This window comes from Corynebacterium sp. LaCa_205 (assembly GCF_057458085.1).
Genome location: NZ_CP190931.1, coordinates 539,007 through 560,477, shown reverse-complemented (window position 1 = coordinate 560,477; position 21,471 = coordinate 539,007). Strand labels below are relative to the sequence as shown.

22 protein-coding genes are annotated in these 21,471 nt (G+C 58.7%); 13 read left to right on the top strand and 9 right to left on the bottom strand.

The window, feature by feature from the left end; all coding sequences use genetic code 11:
- Nucleotides 1-9: 9 nt before the first annotated feature.
- Entirely contained in the window at nt 10-510 is a 501-nt protein-coding gene (gene purE, locus ACP8J1_RS02835) for a 5-(carboxyamino)imidazole ribonucleotide mutase (RefSeq protein WP_023027818.1), read from the bottom strand.
- 24 nt (nt 511-534) lie between these two features.
- Nucleotides 535-1,650 carry a 5-(carboxyamino)imidazole ribonucleotide synthase gene (locus ACP8J1_RS02830; protein WP_051139247.1) on the bottom strand — a complete coding sequence of 372 codons (1,116 nt, stop codon included), beginning with the start codon at nt 1,648-1,650 and terminating at the stop codon, nt 535-537.
- Nucleotides 1,651-1,729: 79 nt separating this feature from the next.
- Here ACP8J1_RS02830 and budA point away from each other — a divergent pair, with 79 nt between their 5' ends.
- Nucleotides 1,730-2,461 carry an acetolactate decarboxylase gene (gene budA, locus ACP8J1_RS02825; RefSeq protein WP_023020711.1) on the top strand — a complete coding sequence of 244 codons (732 nt, stop codon included), beginning with the start codon at nt 1,730-1,732 and terminating at the stop codon, nt 2,459-2,461.
- On the opposite strand, the gene ACP8J1_RS02820 is transcribed toward budA, so the two are convergent.
- Nucleotides 2,439-2,879, bottom strand: coding sequence for a hypothetical protein (locus ACP8J1_RS02820; RefSeq protein WP_023020710.1), 441 nt, complete (start codon nt 2,877-2,879; stop codon nt 2,439-2,441). The genes budA and ACP8J1_RS02820 overlap by 23 nt on opposite strands.
- A gap of 36 nt (nt 2,880-2,915) precedes the next feature.
- The gene (locus ACP8J1_RS02815) at nt 2,916-3,800 is read right to left on the bottom strand and encodes a biotin--[acetyl-CoA-carboxylase] ligase (protein ID WP_023020709.1); all 885 of its coding nucleotides are present in this window, start codon (nt 3,798-3,800) and stop codon (nt 2,916-2,918) included.
- Between the two features lie 44 nt (nt 3,801-3,844).
- On the opposite strand from ACP8J1_RS02815, the gene ACP8J1_RS02810 reads away from it, so the two are divergent.
- The 5 genes from ACP8J1_RS02810 (at nt 3,845) to ACP8J1_RS02790 (ending at nt 9,869) form a co-directional block, all read left to right on the top strand.
- Nucleotides 3,845-4,837 carry an ABC transporter ATP-binding protein gene (locus ACP8J1_RS02810; RefSeq protein WP_023020708.1) on the top strand — a complete coding sequence of 331 codons (993 nt, stop codon included), beginning with the start codon at nt 3,845-3,847 and terminating at the stop codon, nt 4,835-4,837.
- Nucleotides 4,838-4,998: 161 nt separating this feature from the next.
- Nucleotides 4,999-6,249: an ABC transporter substrate-binding protein gene (locus ACP8J1_RS02805; RefSeq protein WP_023020707.1), complete on the top strand. Its 1,251-nt coding sequence runs from the start codon at nt 4,999-5,001 to the stop codon at nt 6,247-6,249.
- A 122-nt stretch (nt 6,250-6,371) separates the two neighbouring features.
- Complete coding sequence (locus ACP8J1_RS02800; RefSeq protein WP_023020706.1) at nt 6,372-7,376, top strand: carbohydrate ABC transporter permease; 1,005 nt, start codon at nt 6,372-6,374, stop codon at nt 7,374-7,376.
- Complete coding sequence (locus ACP8J1_RS02795; protein WP_023020705.1) at nt 7,376-8,197, top strand: carbohydrate ABC transporter permease; 822 nt, start codon at nt 7,376-7,378, stop codon at nt 8,195-8,197. Before ACP8J1_RS02800 ends, ACP8J1_RS02795 begins: the two co-directional genes overlap by 1 nt.
- A gap of 181 nt (nt 8,198-8,378) precedes the next feature.
- Complete coding sequence (locus ACP8J1_RS02790) at nt 8,379-9,869, top strand: alpha-amylase family protein (RefSeq protein WP_023020703.1); 1,491 nt, start codon at nt 8,379-8,381, stop codon at nt 9,867-9,869.
- A 100-nt stretch (nt 9,870-9,969) separates the two neighbouring features.
- Here the strand turns inward: ACP8J1_RS02790 and ACP8J1_RS02785 are convergent, their stop codons facing one another.
- From ACP8J1_RS02785 to ACP8J1_RS02775, 3 genes are read right to left on the bottom strand one after another with little or no spacing between them, the layout of a single operon-like run.
- Nucleotides 9,970-10,548 (bottom strand): hypothetical protein, encoded by a 579-nt coding sequence (locus tag ACP8J1_RS02785; RefSeq protein WP_023020702.1) that lies wholly within the window; start codon nt 10,546-10,548, stop codon nt 9,970-9,972.
- Nucleotides 10,549-10,550: 2 nt separating this feature from the next.
- Nucleotides 10,551-11,123, bottom strand: a complete 573-nt coding sequence (locus ACP8J1_RS02780; protein WP_023020701.1) for a hypothetical protein — start codon at nt 11,121-11,123, stop codon at nt 10,551-10,553.
- A 32-nt stretch (nt 11,124-11,155) separates the two neighbouring features.
- Nucleotides 11,156-12,424, bottom strand: coding sequence for a hypothetical protein (locus tag ACP8J1_RS02775; protein WP_023020700.1), 1,269 nt, complete (start codon nt 12,422-12,424; stop codon nt 11,156-11,158).
- 350 nt (nt 12,425-12,774) lie between these two features.
- On the opposite strand from ACP8J1_RS02775, the gene ACP8J1_RS02770 reads away from it, so the two are divergent.
- Genes ACP8J1_RS02770 through ACP8J1_RS02750 form a run of 5 tightly spaced genes read left to right on the top strand, consistent with a single transcriptional unit; the run spans nt 12,775 to nt 16,244 of the window.
- Nucleotides 12,775-14,235 carry an acyl-CoA carboxylase subunit beta gene (locus ACP8J1_RS02770; protein WP_023020699.1) on the top strand — a complete coding sequence of 487 codons (1,461 nt, stop codon included), beginning with the start codon at nt 12,775-12,777 and terminating at the stop codon, nt 14,233-14,235.
- 8 nt (nt 14,236-14,243) lie between these two features.
- Nucleotides 14,244-14,453 (top strand): acyl-CoA carboxylase subunit epsilon, encoded by a 210-nt coding sequence (locus ACP8J1_RS02765; protein WP_023020698.1) that lies wholly within the window; start codon nt 14,244-14,246, stop codon nt 14,451-14,453.
- A complete protein-coding gene (locus tag ACP8J1_RS02760) occupies nt 14,453-15,040 on the top strand; it encodes a Maf family protein (protein WP_023020697.1) in 588 nt (195 codons plus the stop codon). The genes ACP8J1_RS02765 and ACP8J1_RS02760 overlap by 1 nt, the downstream gene beginning before the upstream one ends.
- 31 nt (nt 15,041-15,071) lie before the next feature.
- A complete protein-coding gene (locus ACP8J1_RS02755) occupies nt 15,072-15,488 on the top strand; it encodes a DUF3151 domain-containing protein (RefSeq protein WP_034655777.1) in 417 nt (138 codons plus the stop codon).
- Nucleotides 15,489-15,503: 15 nt separating this feature from the next.
- Entirely contained in the window at nt 15,504-16,244 is a 741-nt protein-coding gene (locus ACP8J1_RS02750; RefSeq protein ID WP_023020695.1) for a hypothetical protein, read from the top strand.
- A 123-nt stretch (nt 16,245-16,367) separates the two neighbouring features.
- Here ACP8J1_RS02750 and ACP8J1_RS02745 read toward each other — a convergent pair whose 3' ends face one another.
- On the bottom strand, nt 16,368-17,291 hold the full coding sequence (locus tag ACP8J1_RS02745; protein ID WP_023020694.1) for a DUF4282 domain-containing protein: 924 nt from the start codon (nt 17,289-17,291) through the stop codon (nt 16,368-16,370).
- An 84-nt stretch (nt 17,292-17,375) separates the two neighbouring features.
- Entirely contained in the window at nt 17,376-18,437 is a 1,062-nt protein-coding gene (locus ACP8J1_RS02740) for a Cj0069 family protein (protein ID WP_023020693.1), read from the bottom strand.
- 247 nt (nt 18,438-18,684) lie between these two features.
- Here ACP8J1_RS02740 and ACP8J1_RS02735 point away from each other — a divergent pair, with 247 nt between their 5' ends.
- Together ACP8J1_RS02735 and ACP8J1_RS02730 are read left to right on the top strand one after the other, a co-directional pair.
- Complete coding sequence (locus ACP8J1_RS02735; RefSeq protein WP_023020692.1) at nt 18,685-19,548, top strand: sulfurtransferase; 864 nt, start codon at nt 18,685-18,687, stop codon at nt 19,546-19,548.
- A 154-nt stretch (nt 19,549-19,702) separates the two neighbouring features.
- Entirely contained in the window at nt 19,703-21,466 is a 1,764-nt protein-coding gene (locus tag ACP8J1_RS02730; RefSeq protein WP_023020691.1) for an acetyl/propionyl/methylcrotonyl-CoA carboxylase subunit alpha, read from the top strand.
- Nucleotides 21,467-21,471: the final 5 nt, after the last annotated feature.

Genomic DNA, 21,471 nt, shown 5'->3' with positions numbered 1-21,471 from the left:
TCCTAAGAGCTACTCTCCCAGCAGCTTGTCGCGCAGGTTCTTATCCTTCTGCTCGACTTCCTCGGCCATCTGCTTTTGGTAGTCCACCATCTTGTCCTGTATAGCGGGGTCACCTGCCCCGAGAATGCGCGCAGCAAGCAGGCCGGCGTTTTTTGCACCGCCGATAGAAACGGTGGCGACCGGCACACCGCTAGGCATCTGCACGATGGAAAGAAGGGAATCGAGGCCATCGAGCTCCTTCAAAGCGCGCGGGATGCCGATGACTGGCAGCGGCGTGGCCGCTGCAACCATGCCGGGCAAGTGCGCGGCGCCACCGGCACAGGCGATAATCGCTTTCAGGCCGCGGGTATGGGCTTCTTTTGCGTATGCGAGCATCTTTTCTGGGGTGCGGTGAGCGCTGACCACGCCAACTTCGAAGGGGATGCCAAAGTCTGCGAGGACCTGGGCGGCGGGTTCAACGGTGGGCCAATCAGAATCAGAGCCCATGATGATGCCTACGTGTGGTTGCATGCTGTCCTTTCTATAAGCAGAGTTTTATGCCCATTCGGCGTGCACGAGAAAGTGCGCTGCCTTGCGGGCGATGGTCAGGGTCTCGTCGGTGTCCTCACCGGTAACGTTGACGTGGCCAATCTTGCGGCCGGGACGGTGATCCTTGCCGTAGAGGTGAATCTTGGCCTGCGGGTAACGCTTCATTACTTCACGAACGCGCTCCGGCATGGGCATGGCAGGATCTTCGTCGGCTCCCAAGACATTGGCCATGACGGTGACGGGGGCAAGCGCATCGACCGCACCTAGCGGGAGGTCGAGCACGGCGCGCAGGTGCTGCTCAAACTGGGAAGTAACACAGCCGTCCTGAGTCCAGTGACCGGTGTTATGCGGACGCATGGCCAGTTCGTTAACGGAGATATCCTCGCCGTCGGGACCGTCAAAGGCGAAGAGTTCTACGGCGAGCACGCCGGTCACGCCCAAGGACTCGGCAATAGATAGTCCCAGCTCGGAAGCGCGCTGGGAAAGTTCCGGGGTAAGGCCGGGGGCGGGCGCGATGGCCTCGGCACAGATGCCGTTTTCCTGGCGGGATTGGGTAATCGGCCACACCTTGGCCTCACCGGAGGGGCGGCGGGCAACGAGGATGGAAAGCTCGCGGGTCAGGTCCACCTTTTCCTCAGCCATGAGAGGGGTACCGGCCTCGAGCAGCTCGGAAACCAGCTCAAAGCAATTATCGGCGGTGGGGAACCACACGCCCTTGCCGTCGTAGCCACCGCGGCGGGCCTTGAGGCAGACGCGACCATCGACGGCGTCGAAGAAGGCGCGGGCATCGGCCACCGAGTCGATCGCAGCAAAGCGTGGCACGGGGGCACCAAATGCGGCAAGCTTTTCGCGCATCTTTAACTTGTCCTGCGCGTAAATGAGGGCGGTGGGCTGAGGTTGGACGTTAAAACCGGCGTCGATAAGCGCGGCGGAGTGTTCATTGGGCACGTGCTCGTGCTCGAAAGTGATGGCATCCGCGCCCTCGGCCACGCCGCGCAGCTCCTCCAGGGAGGTATAGTCCCCCAGCACCACGTCCGGGGTGACCTGCGCCGCGGAAGAATCCGGCTTGCTGGCTAGAATCCGCAGGTGAATACCGAGCTCCGCGGCGGCCGGCTGCATCATGCGGGCCAGCTGGCCGTCGCCACAAACAGTTACAATAGGCTTTAAGTCACTCACGTCCCCCAATACTAGCCTGGATACTATGTTCACTCGTCATACCATCTTCCAAAATTCACTCATGACCGCTTTGCTTGATGGCATTTATGACGGCGAAATGACCATTTCAGAGCTGCTAGGTAAGGGAAACTTCGGCTTGGGCACCTTCGATGGCCTCGACGGTGAGATGATCATTTTGGACGGCACCTGCTACCAACTGCGGGGCGATGGTTCCGCACAGATTGCAGATTTGGATCAGCGCACCCCCTATGCGGTAGCCACCAATTTTGTTCCTCGCATTACTGCCGACGCCCCCGCGGGCCTGCGCCGCGATCAGCTCTCCGCCTTTATCGATAGGCTCGAGCCTTCCGCCAACTACATGTATGCGGTGCGCATCGTGGGCACTTTTAAGGAGGTCACCACCCGCACGGTGGTCAAGCAGGAAAAGCCCTACCCACCGATGTCAGAGGCCGTCGGCGGAGATAAAGAGCTGCACTTTCAGAACGTCGAAGGAGTCATCGGCGGCTTCCGCACCCCCGTTTATGAAAAAGGAATTTCGGTGCCAGGCTGTCACGTGCACTTTATCGACGCCGCCCGCACCTCCGGTGGGCACGTTTTGGACTACGTAGTAGATAAGGCAACGGTTGAGCTTTGCCCCGCCTCTGATTTAGAGCTGCGCCTGCCGCTGACGCAGGAATTTAGCCGCGCCAACCTCTCGCCGGAGGACCTAGATAGCCAGCTGCACACCACCGAGGTTAAAACCAAGGGCGATCATTAATAATCTCAGCCACGCGCTTGGGCTTAGCAACATTAGGGAAATACATGGCGCGGTCCCAACCATGGATGGCTAGAGACACTCCGCCGCGTCGTTTTCGAGCACCGCGAATATCCTGCAGCGGAATCGAATCGATAGTGCGCCCCTCGCGCGCGATGACGCGCCTATTGGTCACTATGAAGCGCTTGCGACGGGCCTTATAAAGCGGGATGACAAAGCGCCAGATTCCCAACAGCGCCCACACCGCGACCAGTCCATTGCGCAGCATCGGGTCTACTGCTTGGACATCGCACCAACCGATGGCAATCCACAGTAGACCGGTAATGAGGATGAGCTCGAGAAAAGGGAAAATCAATGCGCGAAAAGGCGCGGAGACATCTGCGCGCTTGATCTCGCCTTGGCCCATCTTCATTAATCCCATAGCTATGGATGCTACCTCCCGTGTCTCTTGTGCGGTCTACTGCTGTGGGCGCAGATGCGTGACATCGCCCGCGGAATAGTACTCACCAGCGACCATGATGCGGCCGTCCTCGCCGATTTCATCCACGTGCCCAATAACATCGCCGGATGGAGTTTCTAGGCGCACCTGTTGTCCCAGTGAGGAACACACCGCACGGTAATCGCGCAGGAGCTGCGGATCGTGGTTCTCCCACTGCACAATACGACGGCGCAGGTTCTTCAGCACGTTAATGGCGAGCTCGGTGCGGTCGGTATCGCGGCCTTCGAGCGCGAGCGAGGTGGCCTTTTCAATCGGCAGGTCCTCGCGGGTCAAGGTGACATTGATGCCCATTCCTACGACGACGCGCGCAGAGGGCGCGGCACCGCCTACGGCTTTATTGAGCTCCGCCTTATTGACTTCGGTTTTATTTACTTCCGCCTTGTTGACCTCAGCCTTATTAAGTTCAGCCTTGCCCACTTCCACCTTGGTGAGCTCGGTCTTTGGCGCGGCTTTGAAAGCCTGGCCCACGGGTCCAGCCTCAGCGAGGATGCCGCACAGCTTATTGCCGTCGATATGCACATCATTCGGCCACTTGAGCACGGTGCCCTCGATGGAATCGGTGACCGCCAAGCCCGCGGCCAGAGGTAGGGTGCCCAAGTGATCGAGGGATTCCGGCAGCAAAAGCACAGAGAAAATGACTTGCGAACCGGCCGGCGCGGTCCAGGAGCGGCCGAGGCGGCCCTTGCCGGAAAGTTGTTCGTCGGCAAGCAGCACGGTGCCATCCGCAACGTTGGTGGCCTGCATCAAGTCGGTATTGGTGGAGCCGGTCTTTTCCACGAAATCGATGGTGGTGAAATCATCGGCCAATGCGGTGCGAATGCGTTCCAAATCAAGTGCAGTCATAAGCTTTAAGGATACCGGCCATCAATGGTGCTAGTGTGTTGCGCATGGCAAAGGTCACTTTTGAAAAGGTCAATATCACCTACCCTGGCGCGAGCGCGCCCACGGTAAAGGACTTGGACCTCGAAATCGCGGACGGCGAGTTTCTGGTGCTCGTTGGTCCTTCGGGCTGCGGTAAATCCACGACGCTGCGCGCACTGGCGGGATTAGAGCCGACATCGAGCGGCCGCATCACCATTGATGGCAAGGACGTGACCAACTTAGAGCCAGGCGATCGCGATATCGCCATGGTCTTCCAGAATTATGCGCTTTACCCACACCTTACAGTAGAACAAAACATGGGCTTTGCTTTGAAGCTGGCAAAGTTGCCCAAGGCCGACATCAAGTCCAAGGTACACGCAGCTGCGGAGACACTCGGTCTGACCGATTACCTCAAGCGCAAGCCCAAGGACCTTTCCGGTGGCCAGCGCCAGCGCGTGGCCATGGGCCGCGCCATTGTGCGCGAGCCGAAGGCCTTCCTCATGGATGAGCCACTATCCAACCTGGATGCCAAGCTGCGCGTTCAGACCCGCGCCGAGTTGGCCAGCCTGCAGCAGCGACTGGGTACGACGACGGTATACGTCACCCACGACCAGGTAGAGGCGATGACCATGGGTGACCGTGTGGCGGTGCTCAAGGACGGCGAGCTGCAGCAAGTTGCCCCGCCGCGCGAGCTTTATGACGCCCCCGCAAACGAATTCGTCGCCGGTTTCATCGGATCGCCAGCCATGAATATCTTTGACTACAACGGCGGCCGCGTAGGTGTACGCCCAGAAAAGATGTTTATCAACAAGGGTCCAGTGGGTTTTCAGGGTGTGGTGGACATTGTGGAAGAGCTGGGCGCCGAGTCCTACGTCTACGTCACCGTGGGCGAAAACCGCTTTGTTGCTCGCGCCGAAGGTACCCCACCACAGCGCGGCGAAGATGTAGTACTGACATTCAACCCGCGCGAAGCACTCCGCTTTGACCCAGAAACGGGGCGCCGTATCTCACAGGATTAGCCCCACGGCGGACACTGGGCCACAGTGCCGCAGGTACGTAGTCCAACCTCCCGCCGCCCCTTTACTACCCCCATTTAGAGTTAAATAGGTCAAAATTATCCACCTTTCGATTTCCGTATTTTAGGTTTAAAGAACCGAAAGTTTTCCGAAAGGTGAATTCCATGAAGAGATTCCTGCTTCGCACCACCGTTGCGACTACTGCAGTTCTGGCCCTGGCCGGCTGCTCTTCGTCCTCCTCCGATTCCGCTGCGGGCGGTTCCTCCGAAGGCGGGGCGGATGCGCACGGCCCCATCACTTTTGCCATGGGCAAAAATGACACGGACAAGGTGACCCCCATCATCGAAAAGTGGAACGAGCAGCACCCAGACGAGAAGGTCACGCTCAAGGAGCTGGCCGGCGAGGCTGACGCCCAGCGCGAGACCCTCGTGCAGTCCCTGCAGGCGGGCAGCGATGACTACGATGTCATGGCGCTGGACGTCGTGTGGACCGCGGAGTTCGCTGCCAACCAGTGGCTCCAGCCGCTCAATGGTGATTTTGAAACCAATACGGATGAGCTACTGCCGGCCACCGTAGAGTCCGCCACCTATAACGACGTCCTCTACGCGCTGCCGCAAAACACCAATGGTCAGCTGCTTTTCCGCAATACCAAGCTCGCGGATAAGGCTCCCGAGAAGTTCGCAGATCTCAAATCTGCATGTAAGGCGCTGGAAGACGGCAAGAACTGTCTGACCACCCAGCTCAAGCAGTATGAAGGCCTTGCGCTCAATACCGCTGACTTCATGGAAGGCTGGGGCGGCTCTGTCTTGGATAAGGACGGCAATGTCACCGTGGATTCCAAGGAAGCCAAAGACGGCCTGCAGGCCATGGTGGATGCGTACAAGGAGGAGACCATCTCCAAGGACTCCACCGCCGCCACCGAGGAAGAAACCAATATGGCCTTCACCGAAGGCAAGACCGCCTTCGCCGTGAACTGGCCATATATGTACTCCAATGCGGTTGATGCCGGCGTCGACGTCGAGGTCCAGGCCCCACTGGGCAAGGACGGCGTAGGCGTTTCCACGCTGGGTGGCTACAACAACGGTATCAATATCAACTCCAAGAATAAGGGCACTGCGCTCGACTTTATGAAGTTCATCATCAACGAAGACAACCAGAAGTCCTTCGCGGAGCAGTCCTTCCCACCGGTCTTGGCCTCCATCTACGATGACCCGCAGCTACAGCAGGAGTTCCCATACCTGCCGGCGCTCAAGGAGTCCTTGGAGAACGCGGCACCGCGCCCGGTTTCCCCGTTCTACTCGGCGATTTCTAAGGCCATCCAGGACAATGCCTACGCTGCATTGACGGATGACAAGTCGGTCGATGATGCCACCGCCGATATGAAGGCGGCCATCGAATCGGCTTCCCAGGGTTAAATTCCCAATCCGGGTGAGGTAGGCGGGCATACCGCCGCCTCACCCTTTGTGGTTTTCACTCCCCTATTGGGGATAGAATCTAGCCAATAGACAGCATTTCTTTAACAGAAAGGCGGACCAGCGTGGCTATAGCTTCGCCGACTGCGTCCAAGGGGACGCCGAAAGGGGCGTCGGCAAGAGCGCCGAAACCCCAGCGCAAAAATTACGGGCGCGTGGCCGGGCTGATTGCTCCGGCGCTCATCGTGCTCGCCGTCATCATCGGCTACCCCATCATCCGCGCCATCTTCCTGTCCTTCCAAGGCAATAGGCACCTCAACCCGCAGACGGGGCTTTTTGAGGAAGGCGGTTTTGCCGGACTGGAAAATTACCTGTACTGGATCAATAACCGATGCGTTTCCGGTACCGGCCAGATTTCCACCTGCCCACCGGGGGTTATCGCCACAGATTTCTGGCCCGCAGTCAAGATTACGCTCTTTTTCACCGTCGTTACCGTGCTGCTGGAGACCATCCTGGGTATGCTGATGGCTCTCATCATGAATGGTGAGTACCGCGGCCGCGGCCTCGTGCGTGCGGCGGTACTTATCCCCTGGGCCATTCCAACGGCCGTCACGGCCAAGCTATGGCAGTTCATGTTTGCCCCGGATGGCATCGTCAACTCGCTGCTTGGAGCACAGATCGCCTGGACCACGGACCCGTTCTACGCCCGCCTGGCCGTCATCATCGCGGATGTGTGGAAGACCGCCCCGTTTATGGCACTGCTTATCCTGGCGGGCCTGCAGATGATTCCTAAGGACGTCTACGACGCCGCCCGCGTGGACGGCGCCAATCGTATCCAGACGTTCTTCCGGATCACCCTCCCGCTGGTGCGCCCGGCGCTCATGGTGGCCGTACTCTTCCGCACCCTGGACGCACTGCGCATGTATGACCTGCCGGTCATCATGATTTCTAGCTCCTCCAACTCCCCTACCGCGACCATCTCGCAGCTGGTGGTGGAGGATATGCGCCAAGGCAACTTCAATTCCGCCTCCGCGCTCTCCACCCTCATTTTCCTTCTTATCTTCGTCGTCGCCTTTATCCTCATTCGCTTCCTTGGTGCGGATGTCTCCGGCAGGAAGGCAGCTAAATAATGCGTAAATTCGGACACTTCGCCGGCATCATTTTCATCATGTTCTGGGGCCTCGCTCCCTTCTACTGGATGCTGGTAACCGCGCTGCGAGATCAGCGATTCACCTTTGATACAACGCCATGGCCTACCCATGTCACGCTGGATAATTTCCGCGATGCCTTGGCTACCGATAAGGGAAATGACTTCCTTGCCGCGCTCGGTAACTCGCTTCTCATCTCACTGATTACCACCGCGGTGGCCGTGCTCATCGGTGTCTTTACCGCCTATGCGCTCTCCCGTTATGACTTTCCTGGCAAGGGAATCGTGACCGGCATTATTCTGGCCGCCTCCATGTTCCCGGCCATTGCCTTGGTCACCCCGCTCTTCCAGCTCTTTGGCAACCTGGAGTGGATTGGTACCTACCGCGCAATGATCATCCCCAATATTTCCTTTGCGCTTCCTCTCACGGTCTATACGCTGCTGAGCTTCTTCCGCCAACTTCCCTGGGAACTGGAAGAAGCAGCCCGGGTAGATGGAGCCTCGCGTTCTCAAGCTTTCCGTTTGGTGCTATTGCCACTGGCGGCGCCAGCGCTGTTTACCACCGCGATCATCGCCTTTATCACCACGTGGAATGAGTTCATGCTGGCCAAGCAGCTCTCCACCACCGATACTGAGCCGGTGACCGTGGCCATTGCACGCTTCTCCGGCCCCTCGGCCTTTGAGTACCCCTATGCCGCGACCATGGCCGCTGGCGCGCTGGTTACCATCCCACTGGTCATCATGGTGCTCATCTTCCAGCACCGCATCGTCGCTGGCCTGACCGCAGGTGGTGTCAAGGCCTAATGCGCAGGGCCATGCTGTGGGATACCGCGCTGGGCTTCCTTGGTTTCTTCAGCATCCTCGCGGTTATTCAGGCCATCATCAACCTCTTTCACGACTCCCCCGCCATCTGGCCCGGTCTCGTGGCCGGAGTACTGTGCCTTCTTACCTACCTAACCTGGCGGGCCAAAAGAAAGGACCTTTCATGAGCTGGTACCACAATGCAGTCTTCTACCAGGCCCTCGTCGGCTCGTTTAAGGCCGATGGTGATAAGGAGGTAGGAACGCTGCGCGGGATCATCGATAAGCTGGACTACCTTCAATGGCTCGGCGTGGACTGCCTGTGGCTTTCGCCGTTTTATGCCAGCCCCTTGCGCGATGATGGCTACGATATTGCGGACTACTACTCCATCCACCCAGATTATGGCACGATGGAGGATTTTGAAGAGCTCATTGCGGAGCTGCACCGCCGCGGCATGCGCATTATGACGGACTTGGCGCTCAACCACACCAGCTCCGATCACCCATGGTTCCAGGCCTCCCGCACGGATCCCACAGGCCCCTATGGCGATTTCTACGTCTGGGGCGATGACACGGAGCGCTACCCCGAAATCCGCGTCATTTTCACTGACGTGGAGACTTCCAACTGGACTTGGGATGACAAGCGCGGCCAGTACTACTTCCACCGCTTTTATTCCCACCAGCCGGATTTGAACTACGATAACCCGGCCGTGCAGGAGGAAGTATTCAAAATTTTGTCTTTCTGGATGGACAAGGGCTTGGACGGTCTGCGCCTCGATGCTATTGCTTATCTCTTTGAACGCGATGGTATAGGCGGCGAATCCTTGCCGGAGACCATCGAGTTTGTGGAAAAGATTCGCTCCTTCATGGACGCGCACTACCCGGATGCCGTGCTCATCGCGGAGGCCAACCAGCCGCCGGCCGAAACCATGCAATTCTACGGCCAGGGCGAGCGCTTCCACATGGTCTTCAACTTCCCGGTCATGCCGCGGTTGTATCAGGCTTTGGCGCTTGGCGACGCCACCCCGGTCTACTCCATCCTCGACGAACTGCCTTCCCTACCGGAAGGCTGCCAGTGGGGTACCTTCCTGCGCAACCACGATGAGCTCACCTTGGAAATGGTGGACGATACCGTGCGAGATCTGATGTACCAGGAGTACCTGCCAGAAGACAGTATGCGCGCGCACGTGGGTATTGCCCGCAGGCTTATGCCACTGATGAACGGCGACCGCCGCAAGGTGGAGCTGATGTTCTCCCTATTGATGACCCTGCCGGGCGCACCGTTTATCTACTACGGCGATGAGATTGGCATGCTCGATGACACGACACTCCCAGACCGCTATGCGGTGCGCACCCCCATGCAGTGGGACGATTCCGAACACGCCGGTTTCAGCATCAATGCGCCATCCCGGCTGCCGGTTGTAGGCGGAACGTCTGTGGCCGCCCAGATTGAAGACGCCGCCTCGTTGCTCAATACTGTGCGCTCCATGATCGCCGAGCGCCATGCCCACTCTGATCTCGGTACCGCGCCGTGTGAGCCGGTTGAGACCGGCGAAGAGGCCGTCCTTGGTTACCAACGCGGCGATCTGCTGTGCCTGCACAATTTCAGCGATCGCTCCATCGATCTCGGACCGGTGGAGCTTGGCCCTTATGGCTACGCTTGGCTACCTGCCTAACCCCTGTCCTCTCGACTCAAGCTTCCGAAAGCGCCTAGCCGAAAGAAAAGCGCCTCGCCAGTCCTTTCAGATTGGCGAGGCGCTTCCTTAATGGGGTGGATTAGTTCCACTCAGGGGCGTCTTCCAAGCGCAGCTCAGAGTAGCGCGCTTCTGGCACGGAGGCCGAGTACGGCTTGCCCTGGGCTTCCCACTGCTGGTCAGAGTTGCAACGAACGTCCTGACCGTCAGTATCGAGCATGGTAAAGCCCCACACCAGCTTGCCCTGCGAATTCGCTGGCAGGGTGTACGGACCAACCACCTGGTTTAGCTTCCAGTGCTGCTCACTGACGTAGTTGAAGCCATAGGTCTTGGTCAACACCTTGGCCAGATCACCGGTACCCTCAACGGAGCCGGAGACCTCGATGGTCTGGGTGCGGGCCTTGGTGACGGTGTGCTTGACCGGCACTTCTTCGTCGTTGCGGTTGGCCACGCTGGTGGCATCAGTCTGTTTGAACCAGCGGCGCTTTGCGGTGACGTAGGTGCCGTTTTCACCCGGTGTCGAGCAATGCGTGCCCGGCTTATAATCGTCGTTCCAGCGCTGGGGCAGCTCGAAGTCCCCACCGAAATCAGCGGCGTGGGCAACAGGAGCGGCCACCAGGCTCAGCGCCGCAAGGGCGCTGGCGATGGACGTCTTGCTCATGTTTAGCCCCAATCGTTGTTATCGCGAGTGGAAACCTCGACGTGGCGTTCCTTCGGCAGAGAAGCCGTGAAGGTGCCGCCATTAGCCTGCCACTTGTGGTCGGAGCCACACACGGTCTTCTGACCTTCGAAATCAGAAACAAGCCAACCGGCGCGCAGCACGGCAGTCTTGCCCGGAGCAATGTCGTACGGACCAACCTGTTCGCCTACCTCGTAGGACTGGCTATCGGTGTAGCTGGAAGAGAAGGTGAAATTAATGAGATCCAACAGCTTGAAATCGACGCCAGCAGACACGTTCCAAGTCTTTGTCTTGGTCTCCTTGATTGAACGGGTGACAGGCAATGGCTCATCGTTGTAGTTGGACACAGTCCAGGAACCGGCGGAGCCATCAAAATAGGTGCGCTTGATCTTTACGGTCTGGCCGGTGTCACCTGGGTTGGAGCAGCGCTCGCCGATGGTGGTCGGGTTAGCTGGGCTTAGGTCGCGCTGTGGTAGGGCGTTAGCGGCCGGAGCGAAGATCAGGCCGGAGGCAACGGCGAGAGCCGCGGTGGTAGAAGCAATCTTGGACTTGAACATGGAACTTTCTCCTTGTGTAGGTGTGGTGGGGTTTAGTAGATGGTCTGGGTCGGAACCGGCAGGTCGCGGAATTCGTCCGGAGTGACGTCCTCAGTACGGGTATTGCCGGCCTTATCGGTGATCTTGGCCTCTGCCCAGAACCCACTCGGGGCGGAGGTCTGCTTGTAGTTAGAGGTGAGGTCGTAGTTTCCGCTCTTGCCGCAGTGAATCTCGCGGTAGTTGATGCGGGTCATGGTGGTGCCATACTCCACGCGCACGCGCTCGCCTGGCTTGAGGTCAACGTGCTTGAGCTCGGTGCCGACCGGCATGTAGGCGCGCTTTACGGCACCGACGGACTCAAGCCAGCCCTTCGGAATATCGCCGCGGTTGCCCTGCCAGTTGGTGTACGGGGCGTGCTCGGCGCCAACAACGAAGTCAGTCACCGGGGCGAATTCATAATCGCCCTTAGACCAGTTGAGGAAGTCGGTGGAGTAGCCGGCCTTGCGGTAGGTCGGCTTTACAGCGGTGATGTCCAGCGGGTACCAGGAGGTATCGCCAGCTTCACACTTATCGCCTTCCTTTGGCCAGGATGGATCGCGCTGCAGTTCCGCGGCCGGCTGCATGATCTCATCCTTTTTAGGATCGGCAATCTTTTCTAGGCTCGGGCCGGATACGGAGGTGTAGTTACCCTCGATCGGCTTGGAGTTTGCCCCCGGAGAGCGGGAAGGAATTTCCATGGCCAGATCGGACACGGAGCCATCTGCCTTAATGATGTAGGCAAAGGCGTAACGCTCGGCCGGGCCCTTACCGCGGATGACGTTGGCACCCGGGATGTTTTCCAGGCGGTCATCATTGCAGCCCACGAACATGGAGATGAAGTCCTTTTCGATGACCCCGTACTCGACGCGGAAGGACTCACCCGGCTTCAGCTTCACTGGGCCGAAAGTTTCTTTATCGCGCCAACCATTGGTCATCTTCAGACCAATATCGGACTTGGCGGTGGTGTCCCAACCAGAAGGCAGCTTGGCCTTAGAATTGGCATCAATCTCGTGATTGGTACCGGTTTCTACCTCGGCGGTGTAGGGCACTTCTTGATTGGTGGTGTTTTTGAACTGCAGGGTGCCATCGCTCATGTAGCGGCGGCCGGTTTCTGCAAAGCGCCATTCGCGCTCGACATTGTCGCCAGCGGCACTGCAGCTCTTATAGAGGTTGGAAATGGGATATGCCTGCGGCATCGGGGGAATATCTCCCGCGTGCGCCACTGGCGTGAAGAGAGTCGCTACGGCGAGCGGTGCGAGCAAGCGCAGTCCCTTTTTAATCACCAGAAGACCGTCCTTAATAGATCGTTAAAAAACAGGGGAAACATTCATGAAGACTCAGATAATAATAAGGGATTACAAGACTCACATCAATAGTTGAATGAAAACTTTTCTAATCTTTTTACCTCCCTTGAGGTGCAACAATTAGCGCTCACCTGCCCAGCGCCCTAAAATGTTTACACTGGTCACCACCCCCACAATAGGGTAAGCGAGCGGGGTGCCATTCAAGGAATTCCCAGGTTTAATGCTTAGTCCACGGTGCGGTGGCAAGTACCACATAAACGATTTTCACTCCTCGCTCTTGCTGCCTTTCATTCCGCATTGACCGGGGTGCGCTAGTAGTGTGGGGGCCTATGACTGACCTGAAAACCACCGCCGGCAAGATCGAGGACCTGGACGCCAAGCTTGCCGAGTCCCGCGCACCGCTGGGAGAAGGCGAGCCGGCCGCCCGCACCCGCGTGACGCAGCTGCTCGATGAGGGCTCCTTTGTGGAAACGGACGCACTGGCCCGCCACCGTTCCACCGACTTCGGCCGCGAGCATGACCGCCCCTATACAGATGGCGTGGTTACCGGCTACGGCACCATCGATGGCCGCCGCGTATGCGTCTTTAGCCAGGACGGAGAAATCTTCGATGGAACGATGGGTGAGGTTTATGCCGAAAAGCTCACCAAGATTTATGACCTCGCCATCAAGACCGGTGTTCCCGTTATCGGCATTTATGAATCCACCGGCCCGCGTGTACAAGAAGGCATCGTCACCATGGCTGGATACGCCCGCCTCATGGCGCGTGTCTCCCAAGCCTCGGGCCTCATTCCGCAGATCTCCGTTATCGCGGGCAATACCAGCGGCATTGCGGCGTTCGCGCCGACGTTTGCTGATGTGCTCATAGTCACCCAAGGCACCGCCCTCCACCAGGCTGCCAGCCACGTGGCCGGCGCGGAGCCAGAGACCTTTGGCGGCGCCGCAGCCCACGCAGAGTCCGGCACCGCTCACCTGGTGGCCAGCGACGACAAGCAGGCTTTGTCCCTCGTGCGCGACGTTTTGGCTTACTTCCCCGCCAATAACCGCGCAGAGGCGCCGCGTGTGGATGCCGGTAGCGTCGCGGACTTTGATCTCAATAGCGTCATCCCGGATACCGCCGCGCAGGCCTATGACATAAACGATGTCATTAAGGCTGTAGTCGATGAGGGGTCATTCTTCGAACTCTCTGCAGAAGCGGCCCAAAATATCGTCACTGGCTTTGCCTACATCGATGGCCGCACCGTCGGCATCGTTGCCAACCAGCCGCTAGCATTGGCCGGTGCACTGGATTCCGCCGCCGCAGAAAAAGCCGCGCGCTTCGTGCGCACGTGCGATGCCTTCAATACTCCCATCGTGGAATTCGTGGACTCCCCAGGCTTTGTGCCTACCCCGGAAGAGGAAAAGGCAGGCCTGCTTCGTAGGGCGTCGAAGTTTGCCTATGCGCAGGCCGAAGCGAGCGTCGGCAAGCTCACTGTAATTACCCGCAAGGCTATTGGCCCGGCCTACGTATTTATGGGTGCAAAAGACCTGGGGGCGGACCTGGTCTACGCGTGGCCCACCGCAGAAATTGCCGTCACCCAAGCCTCCCAGGCTTCCCTGGCCATCTATGGCTCTGAGGAAAAGGAAGAAGAGATGGACGAGCTCTTCTTGCACCCGTATGCCGCTGCGGAGCGCGGGCTGGCCGATAATGTCATCGAGCCTTCCGCCACCCGCCACTACCTGGTGGAAGGCCTGCGTCTGCTAGAGCGCAAGGCCGTGGCGCAGGTACCCAAGAAGCACGGAACTGTTTAGGAGGCGAGATGTCTACGCCTGAAATCAAGGTAGTAAAGGGCAATCCCACTGAAGACGAGCTCGCGGCCCTGCGCACGGTGTTGGCGCAGATGAGTGCAAAGCACTCGGGTGCTACCGGCGAGCGCAATGAATGGGGCAACCCGGCTGAGCGCTTCGAGCGCTTTGGGTCGCAGCGCATTTATAATCCCTCCGCTTTCCATACAGTGCGGTACTTCTAATGCGGCTCATCCTCGCCTCCCAATCGCCCTCGCGTGCGTCCATCTTGCGCGGCGCGGGCGTAGAACCTGTCTTGGAACCGGCCGACATTGATGAACGCTCCCTTGAAGCCTCGCTCGCCGGCCGCCCACCGGCCGATATCGTGGCGGCCCTAGCGACAGCCAAGGCCGAAAAGGTGGCCGAGCGCTACCCCACCGAGCCCGTCATCGGCGGCGATTCTATGCTGTTGCTCGGCGGCGAGTTACAAGGCAAACCGCACACCGAGGAAGCCACCATCGAACGCTGGCACCAGCAAGCCGGCCGCACGGCCGAGCTGCTTACCGGCCACTGCCTCCTCTTTGGCGATAGGCGCCATGTGGAAACATCTACCACCACGGTTCACTTTGCCCACGCCAGCGAAGCCGATATCGCAGCGTATGCCCGATCCGGTGAGCCACTCCAGTGCGCCGGTGCTTTTACTTTGGAGGCAATGGGCGGCTGGTTCATTGACCGCATCGAAGGCGATCCTTCCTCCGTTATTGGGCTTTCCCTGCCGGTGGTGCGCCGCGCGCTGTATTCATTTGACCTTAACGTCTCCGATTTCTGGTAGCTGCGCGCCGGCGTCGCTACAGTGGGGTGGCATGGAAATGAAAGACATGCTTGCCCCGAAACCCATTGAGCTGCCAGCCGATCCCGGTGCGGACTCCACCTCGGATCTCGCCGCCGGCATCGTTGCCCATCCGGATTCTCCGCTGCTGTGGGCCTTGCTTGCTGAGCAAGAGCTTAAGCAGCAGGAGGGCGCTGAGCCAGCCGCTTTCATCACCGCCTACGCCTACGCGCGCACGGGCTACCACCGTAGCCTGGACCGCCTGCGCGGGAATGGGTGGAAGGGCTGGGGCCCGGTCCCCTTCTCCCACGAACCGAACCAGGGCGTGCTGCGCGCCATCGCCGCCCTCGGCCATGCCGCTAAGGCCATCGGCGAGGACGATGAGTACGACCGCATTCGCCAAATGCTTTCCGACGCCGACCCGGACAGCGTCGCCACCCTCCTCGACTAGAGTTGGAGAGCCGCCATGCCTGCCGTGCCTCCTCGCCGCTTACGGCGATTCTCTGCCGCCCTACTACTTGCCACCTCCCTGCCACTAGCGCTTAGCGCCTGCAGTTCCCAAGAAGATTCTTCTTCCTCCGAACAGCCAGTCTTTTCCAGCCAAGCACCGGCCGAGACTGAAGCATCCGCAGGAGACGAGGCCGCTGCTACTAAGGCGTCATCCCCGTCAGACTCAACCGACAAAGGTGAAAAGGCCACCACGCAGCAACAGGAAAAAGGCAAAGACCGCACATGCACAGAACTGCCCAACGACCCGCGCACGGTCTATGCCTCTGGCACCGCACCTGGGCGCATGCCCGCTGACGATGGCAGCGATTTCAACTACTGGATCGCCGATATCGACAACTCCTACGACCCCTGCGCCACGATCAGCTGGATCATTTTCCGCGGCTCAATGGGCGATGTGGAGGGCCCAACAGGCACCGGTGCCTCGATTGCTGATGGGCTAGCCCTCTATGTCAACGGCGCCCCGGCCAAGGACATGTCCGTCTTCGACAGGGTAGAAAGCGTCACCCCAGTCTCCGACAACCAAGTCGATTTCACCTGGGGAGAGCGCAGTCGCTCCACCGCGGAGGGCATTACCGCGCACCACACCGTGCGCCTACAGGCACAAGGCGACACCGTTGAACCAATTTCTGGTGAAGTCGAGGAATTCAACAAGATGTGGGTTGATCTTCCCAGTTACCAGCTCGGAACCTACGACTAGCCTTTAGCCAGCCCGCAAAAGGCCTAGGACTCTACGCCAAACGCCCCAGCGCAATCTGCTGGGGCGTTCCTCATTTCTCGCATTGCCACTCGCTTTGTTCAGCGAGCCACTCATCACAAAAGATTAGTCCATTTTGTCGAGGATATCGCCGGTGTTTTGGGCGATCCTCACGTTTGCCACCATGGCTTCTAGAAACAGCCTGATAGCCACCATAAAAGCGTAGAAGATGATGGTGCTCAGGACCGCTAGGAAGATGAAAGCAAAAATGCTTCCGAAGATGGCGGACGCGGAGTCCTCCTGGATGCCATAAATGCCCATGCCGGTAGCGAATAAGAAGGCACCGAGAAGGTGCAGAATCCACATGATTCCACCAAGAATCATGGCGACCTTATAGATCTCCTTCACGTGGGTGATGGTCAAGAAGTGCTTGAACTCGAATTCAAAAAGTCCGCCCAAGAGCCCATCCTTTTTGGCCAAGCCCTTGAGAGCACCGCTCATGCGACTGTTCTTATTACCCAGATCTTGGCCAGAATCGGCAGGAGCAGCGCTAACCGAAGGGAACTCTCCGATTCCTTGGCCCGTGCTCTGCTGTTGAGCGTAACCGCCAAAAGCCGGTTGCTCGTTCGTGGACTGGACGGAACCGAATTGGTTGCCGTTCGCAGCAGCGTCCGTTGATGCCGAATCCGTGAATGGGTTATGCGCACGGGAGGCAGCGCCCTGACCTGCGGCGGAGGACTGCATGGCCCAGAAATCGGAGTTGCCGGTACTTGGAGATGCCGCAGAAGCAGTCGAACTGTCCTCCTCGGCTGGCTTCTGAGAGGAAAGATCCCGCGAGTTTCCAGAATCACCAAACTTATCAGTGTGACCAAATGACTTCGTTTCATTTACATCGAAAGAGCCAAACTCCTTGGTCTCATTCACCTCGGCAGCGCTGGCTCCCTCAGCGTTTTTCGCAACATCCCCAGCGCGGTGGTGCGGAGTTTCGGAAAAATCGCGCGGGGAAAAATCCTTCGGGAAACCGTCGGAATTGAAGTCATTATCAGCCATTATGCGGTCCTCAAAATGTTTTAGGGATGGTAGGAAAATGCCCCACGGTCTCCCGTGGGGCTACTTGGCAGGATACAGCGTGCGCTAGGCGTTCGCGTCCTGCACGCGACGAATCGCCTCGGCGGCAACCTTTTCTTGGATTCCCATGTCCAGCTCGGAAGTGAAGCCAACGCAGGAGCAGTTGATCTCGCCGAGGACGTAGGTGTCGGTGCCATCGGGGGCGTCATCAAGCATGAAGTCCGCAGTCCAAATCAGCGGAACATCCTTGGTATCGCCGAGCTTCTCTGCGATAACGGGGCGCGCCTTATCAAACATCTCCAGCAGTTCCGGCCACGATTCCGGCTTATCGTAGGTGTACTTGGCACCGGAGAAGAGCGTAGCGGAGAAGTTATCGCCGCCCTCCGCCGGCTTCTTGTGCACGATAAATACCGGCTCATTGCCCACGAGCAGGATGCGGATTTCGCCCTCTACAATGCGCGGCATAAAGCGCATATCCACCAGCATACCGTTATCGCCCACAATGTACTGGTCACAGAAGTCCATGAAAGCGCCCAGCTTGTAGTCATGGGTCTGGTTATCCACTGCCTCAGTGCACTTCAAAGCGGTATCGAGCGGAAGTGCGGTCCCCGGTTCAACGGACTGGGCAAGATCCTGGTCCGCGAGGCGCACGCGCCAGATGCCTTCACCCGTGGAACCGCGGTTTTGCTTGAGCACGCGCTCGCCATAGGACAAGGAGGTGGGGAAGGTATTATGCAGCTCTTCCACCTCGTAGTACGCCGCAGTATCGTCCGGCACTAGCGGGGTGTCATTGAGCTTGACCAGTGCGTCCTTGGCGCCATAGGCCATCATGTCCGCCGGAGTGGACATACCTACCAGGCCGGCATCTGCCAGCTTGCTCAGCAATTCGAAGTAGCCCTTCTCACCGCCGGGGATATTGCCGGGGTTGACGCGGGAGATATAGGCATCAAAGTTTTCAGAAACCTGAGTGTAGATCTCTTCAGACTTGTCCGGATGGAAGTAGATTACCTCTGCCTCCCAGCCTTGTTCCTTGATCGCATTGACGATTGGCATGGTGTCCTTGCGGTGGCCATCTGCGCCTTTATCCGAGCCGCCTTCTACCTCAAATACAACAATTGCCTTGTGCACTTGCAGTTCCCTTCATAGGTGGTGTTCATAGCACGTTGTCGCACCATATCCCGAGTTTATCCCAGCTCTTCTTCCTCCGCGCGCCCAACTGCCCCCTCCCTTTAACCCCGCCGGCCGGCAGCCCCAATCACCGGTTAAAACCTGTATCTCAGGCCACAGGAATAATGCCCGAGTGATCATCACGGGAAAAATCGGGTTAAAGTGGTGGGAGCGAATTATTAACCCTTATAGGAAAGGCAGGCGGACAGTGGCTGACGTTGATCCCTATCCCCCATTCCAGGAATACGCACATCCCGAACGCCTCGTGTCTGCACCGTGGCTGTCCGCACGCCTAGGCATCAAAGGCCTGCGCGTTATTGAGGTGGATGAAGACTCGCTCCTCTATGACATTGGCCATATCCCCACTGCCACCCGCATTAACTTCCGCACGGAACTACTTAGCCCACTTACCCGTGATTTCATCGACGGAGAAGAATTCACTTCCCTAATGCGAGAGAAGGGCATTAACGCCGACGATACGATTGTTCTTTACGGCGACAAGTCCAATTGGTGGGCTGCCTACGCCCTGTGGGTATTTACCCTCTTCGGGCACAAGGACGTTCGCCTGCTCGATGGCGGCCGCAATGCGTGGATGGCCGAGGAACGCGATACCTCTTTCATGGTTCCAGACTTCCCAGCATCCGAATATCCCGAAGTAAGCCGCGATGACTCTATGCTGCGCGCCTTCGTAGATCAGGTGCGCGAGACCGAAGGCACGCTCGTAGACACCCGCAGCCCAGAAGAGTTTGCGGGCGAGGCCACCGAACACGATCCCAATGGCGATTCCGCCTACGGCACCACCATGCGCCACGGCCATATCCCTAGCGCGATCAACCTCGAGTGGGATCGTTCCACCTACCCCAACTCCTGCTTCCGCTCGGCCGAAGAGCTTCAGGTCAATTACGGAATGTTGGAGCCTGAATCTGCCACAATCCTCTATTCCCACGTAGGCGCCCAAGCCGCGCATACGTGGTTTGTGCTCACGCATCTTTTGGGATTCACAAAGGCGCAGGTCTACGATGGTTCGTGGTCTGAGTGGGGCAATATGGTGAAAATGCCGATTGAGCGTTAGTTTTTCGGTTTAGCCGTATAAGCCCATGTCCACACTGGATGTGGGTTTATTTTTGTTCAAAAATGTCCCCCTTGCGTGCGTGAAAATTAACTCATGCTTTTGTGTGCAAGAATAGATTGCGTATTCAACCTAATGTGTTCAGGAGGTTGCTGCCGTGGCAGTAGAAACCAAAAAGATCTCAAAGGTTCTCGTAGCGAACCGCGGTGAGATCGCCGTTCGCGTGATCCGCGCGGCCCGCGACGCTGGCATTGCTTCCGTCGCCGTCTACGCCGAGCCAGACGCCCAGGCACCCTTTGCCTCGCTTGCCGACGAAGCCTTTGCACTCGGGGGCACCACTTCTGCCGAGTCCTACCTCGTCTTTGACAAGATTCTGGAGGCCGCAGAAAAATCCGGCGCGGATGCCATCCACCCGGGCTACGGTTTCCTATCCGAAAACGCCGACTTTGCTCAGGCCGTCATTGATGCCGGATTGACCTGGATTGGCCCCTCTCCTGAGTCCATCCGCAACTTGGGCGATAAGGTCACCGCGCGGCACATCGCCGAGCGCGCCGAAGCCCCTATGGCCCCGGGTACTAAGGATCCGGTGGCTGGCGCCGATGAGGTGCAGTCCTTCGCCATGGAATACGGCCTTCCCGTTGCCATCAAGGCTGCCTTTGGCGGCGGCGGCCGCGGCATGAAGGTGGCCTACTCCGCAGAGGAAATCCCCGAGCTCTTTGAATCCGCTACCCGTGAGGCAACCTCCGCCTTCGGCCGCGGCGAGTGCTTCGTAGAGCGCTACCTGGATCGGGCCCGCCACGTCGAGGCCCAGGTGCTGGCAGATAAGCACGGAAACGTAGTGGTCGTCGGCACGCGCGATTGCTCCCTGCAGCGCCGCTTCCAAAAGCTAGTCGAGGAAGCCCCCGCGCCTTTCCTTACCGATGAGCAACGCACCTCCATCCACGAGTCTGCCAAGCGCATCTGCCGCGAGGCCGGCTACTACGGCGCCGGCACCGTTGAGTACCTGGTGGGCGCCGATGGCCTCATTTCCTTCCTGGAGGTCAATACTCGCCTGCAGGTGGAGCACCCCGTATCCGAGGAAACTACCGGCCTCGATCTCGTGCGCGAGCAGTTCCGTATCGCTGAGGGCCACGAGCTCTCCCTGCAGGAAGACCCCACCCCGCGCGGCCATGCCTTCGAGTTCCGCATCAACGGTGAGGATGCCGCCGCAAACTTCATGCCAGCCCCCGGCACCATCGTGAAGTACTCCGAACCAGCTGGTCCGGGCGTGCGCGTAGATTCCGGCGTCGTCCAGGGGTCCGTCATTGGTGGACAGTTCGATTCCATGCTGGCCAAGCTCATCGTCTGGGGGCCAGACCGCGAGACCGCACTGCGTCGCTCCGCCCGCGCCCTATCCGAGTACACGGTTGAGGGCCTGCCCACCGTTATCCCGTTTGACCAGGCTATCGTTGCTGACCCAGCTTTCACTGCAGTAGATGGCAACTTCGGCGTCTACACCAAGTGGATCGAAGAGGAAGGGGATAACCAGCTTCCCGCCCACGATGATTCCACTGATGCCGAAGCCGCCGAGGCAGAACCTTCCCAGGTACACACCGTGGAGATCGACGGCCGACGTATCGAGGTAGCCCTCCCCGCGTCCTTCAGTGCCAACGGCACCCCACGTAAAAAGAAAAAGCGCAAGGGTTCCGGCGCCAAGGCCGCCGTTTCCGGCGATGCGGTTACCTCCCCAATGCAGGGCACGGTCATCAAGGTCAATGTGGAAGAGGGCCAGGAGGTCGCCGAAGGTGAGGTCCTCCTCGTTCTCGAGGCCATGAAGATGGAAAATCCCGTCAAGGCGCATAAGGCCGGCACCGTTACCGGTCTGGCAGTAGAAGCAGGCGCTTCTACCACCAAGGGCAGCGTGCTGCTGGAAATCAAGTAGCCTAC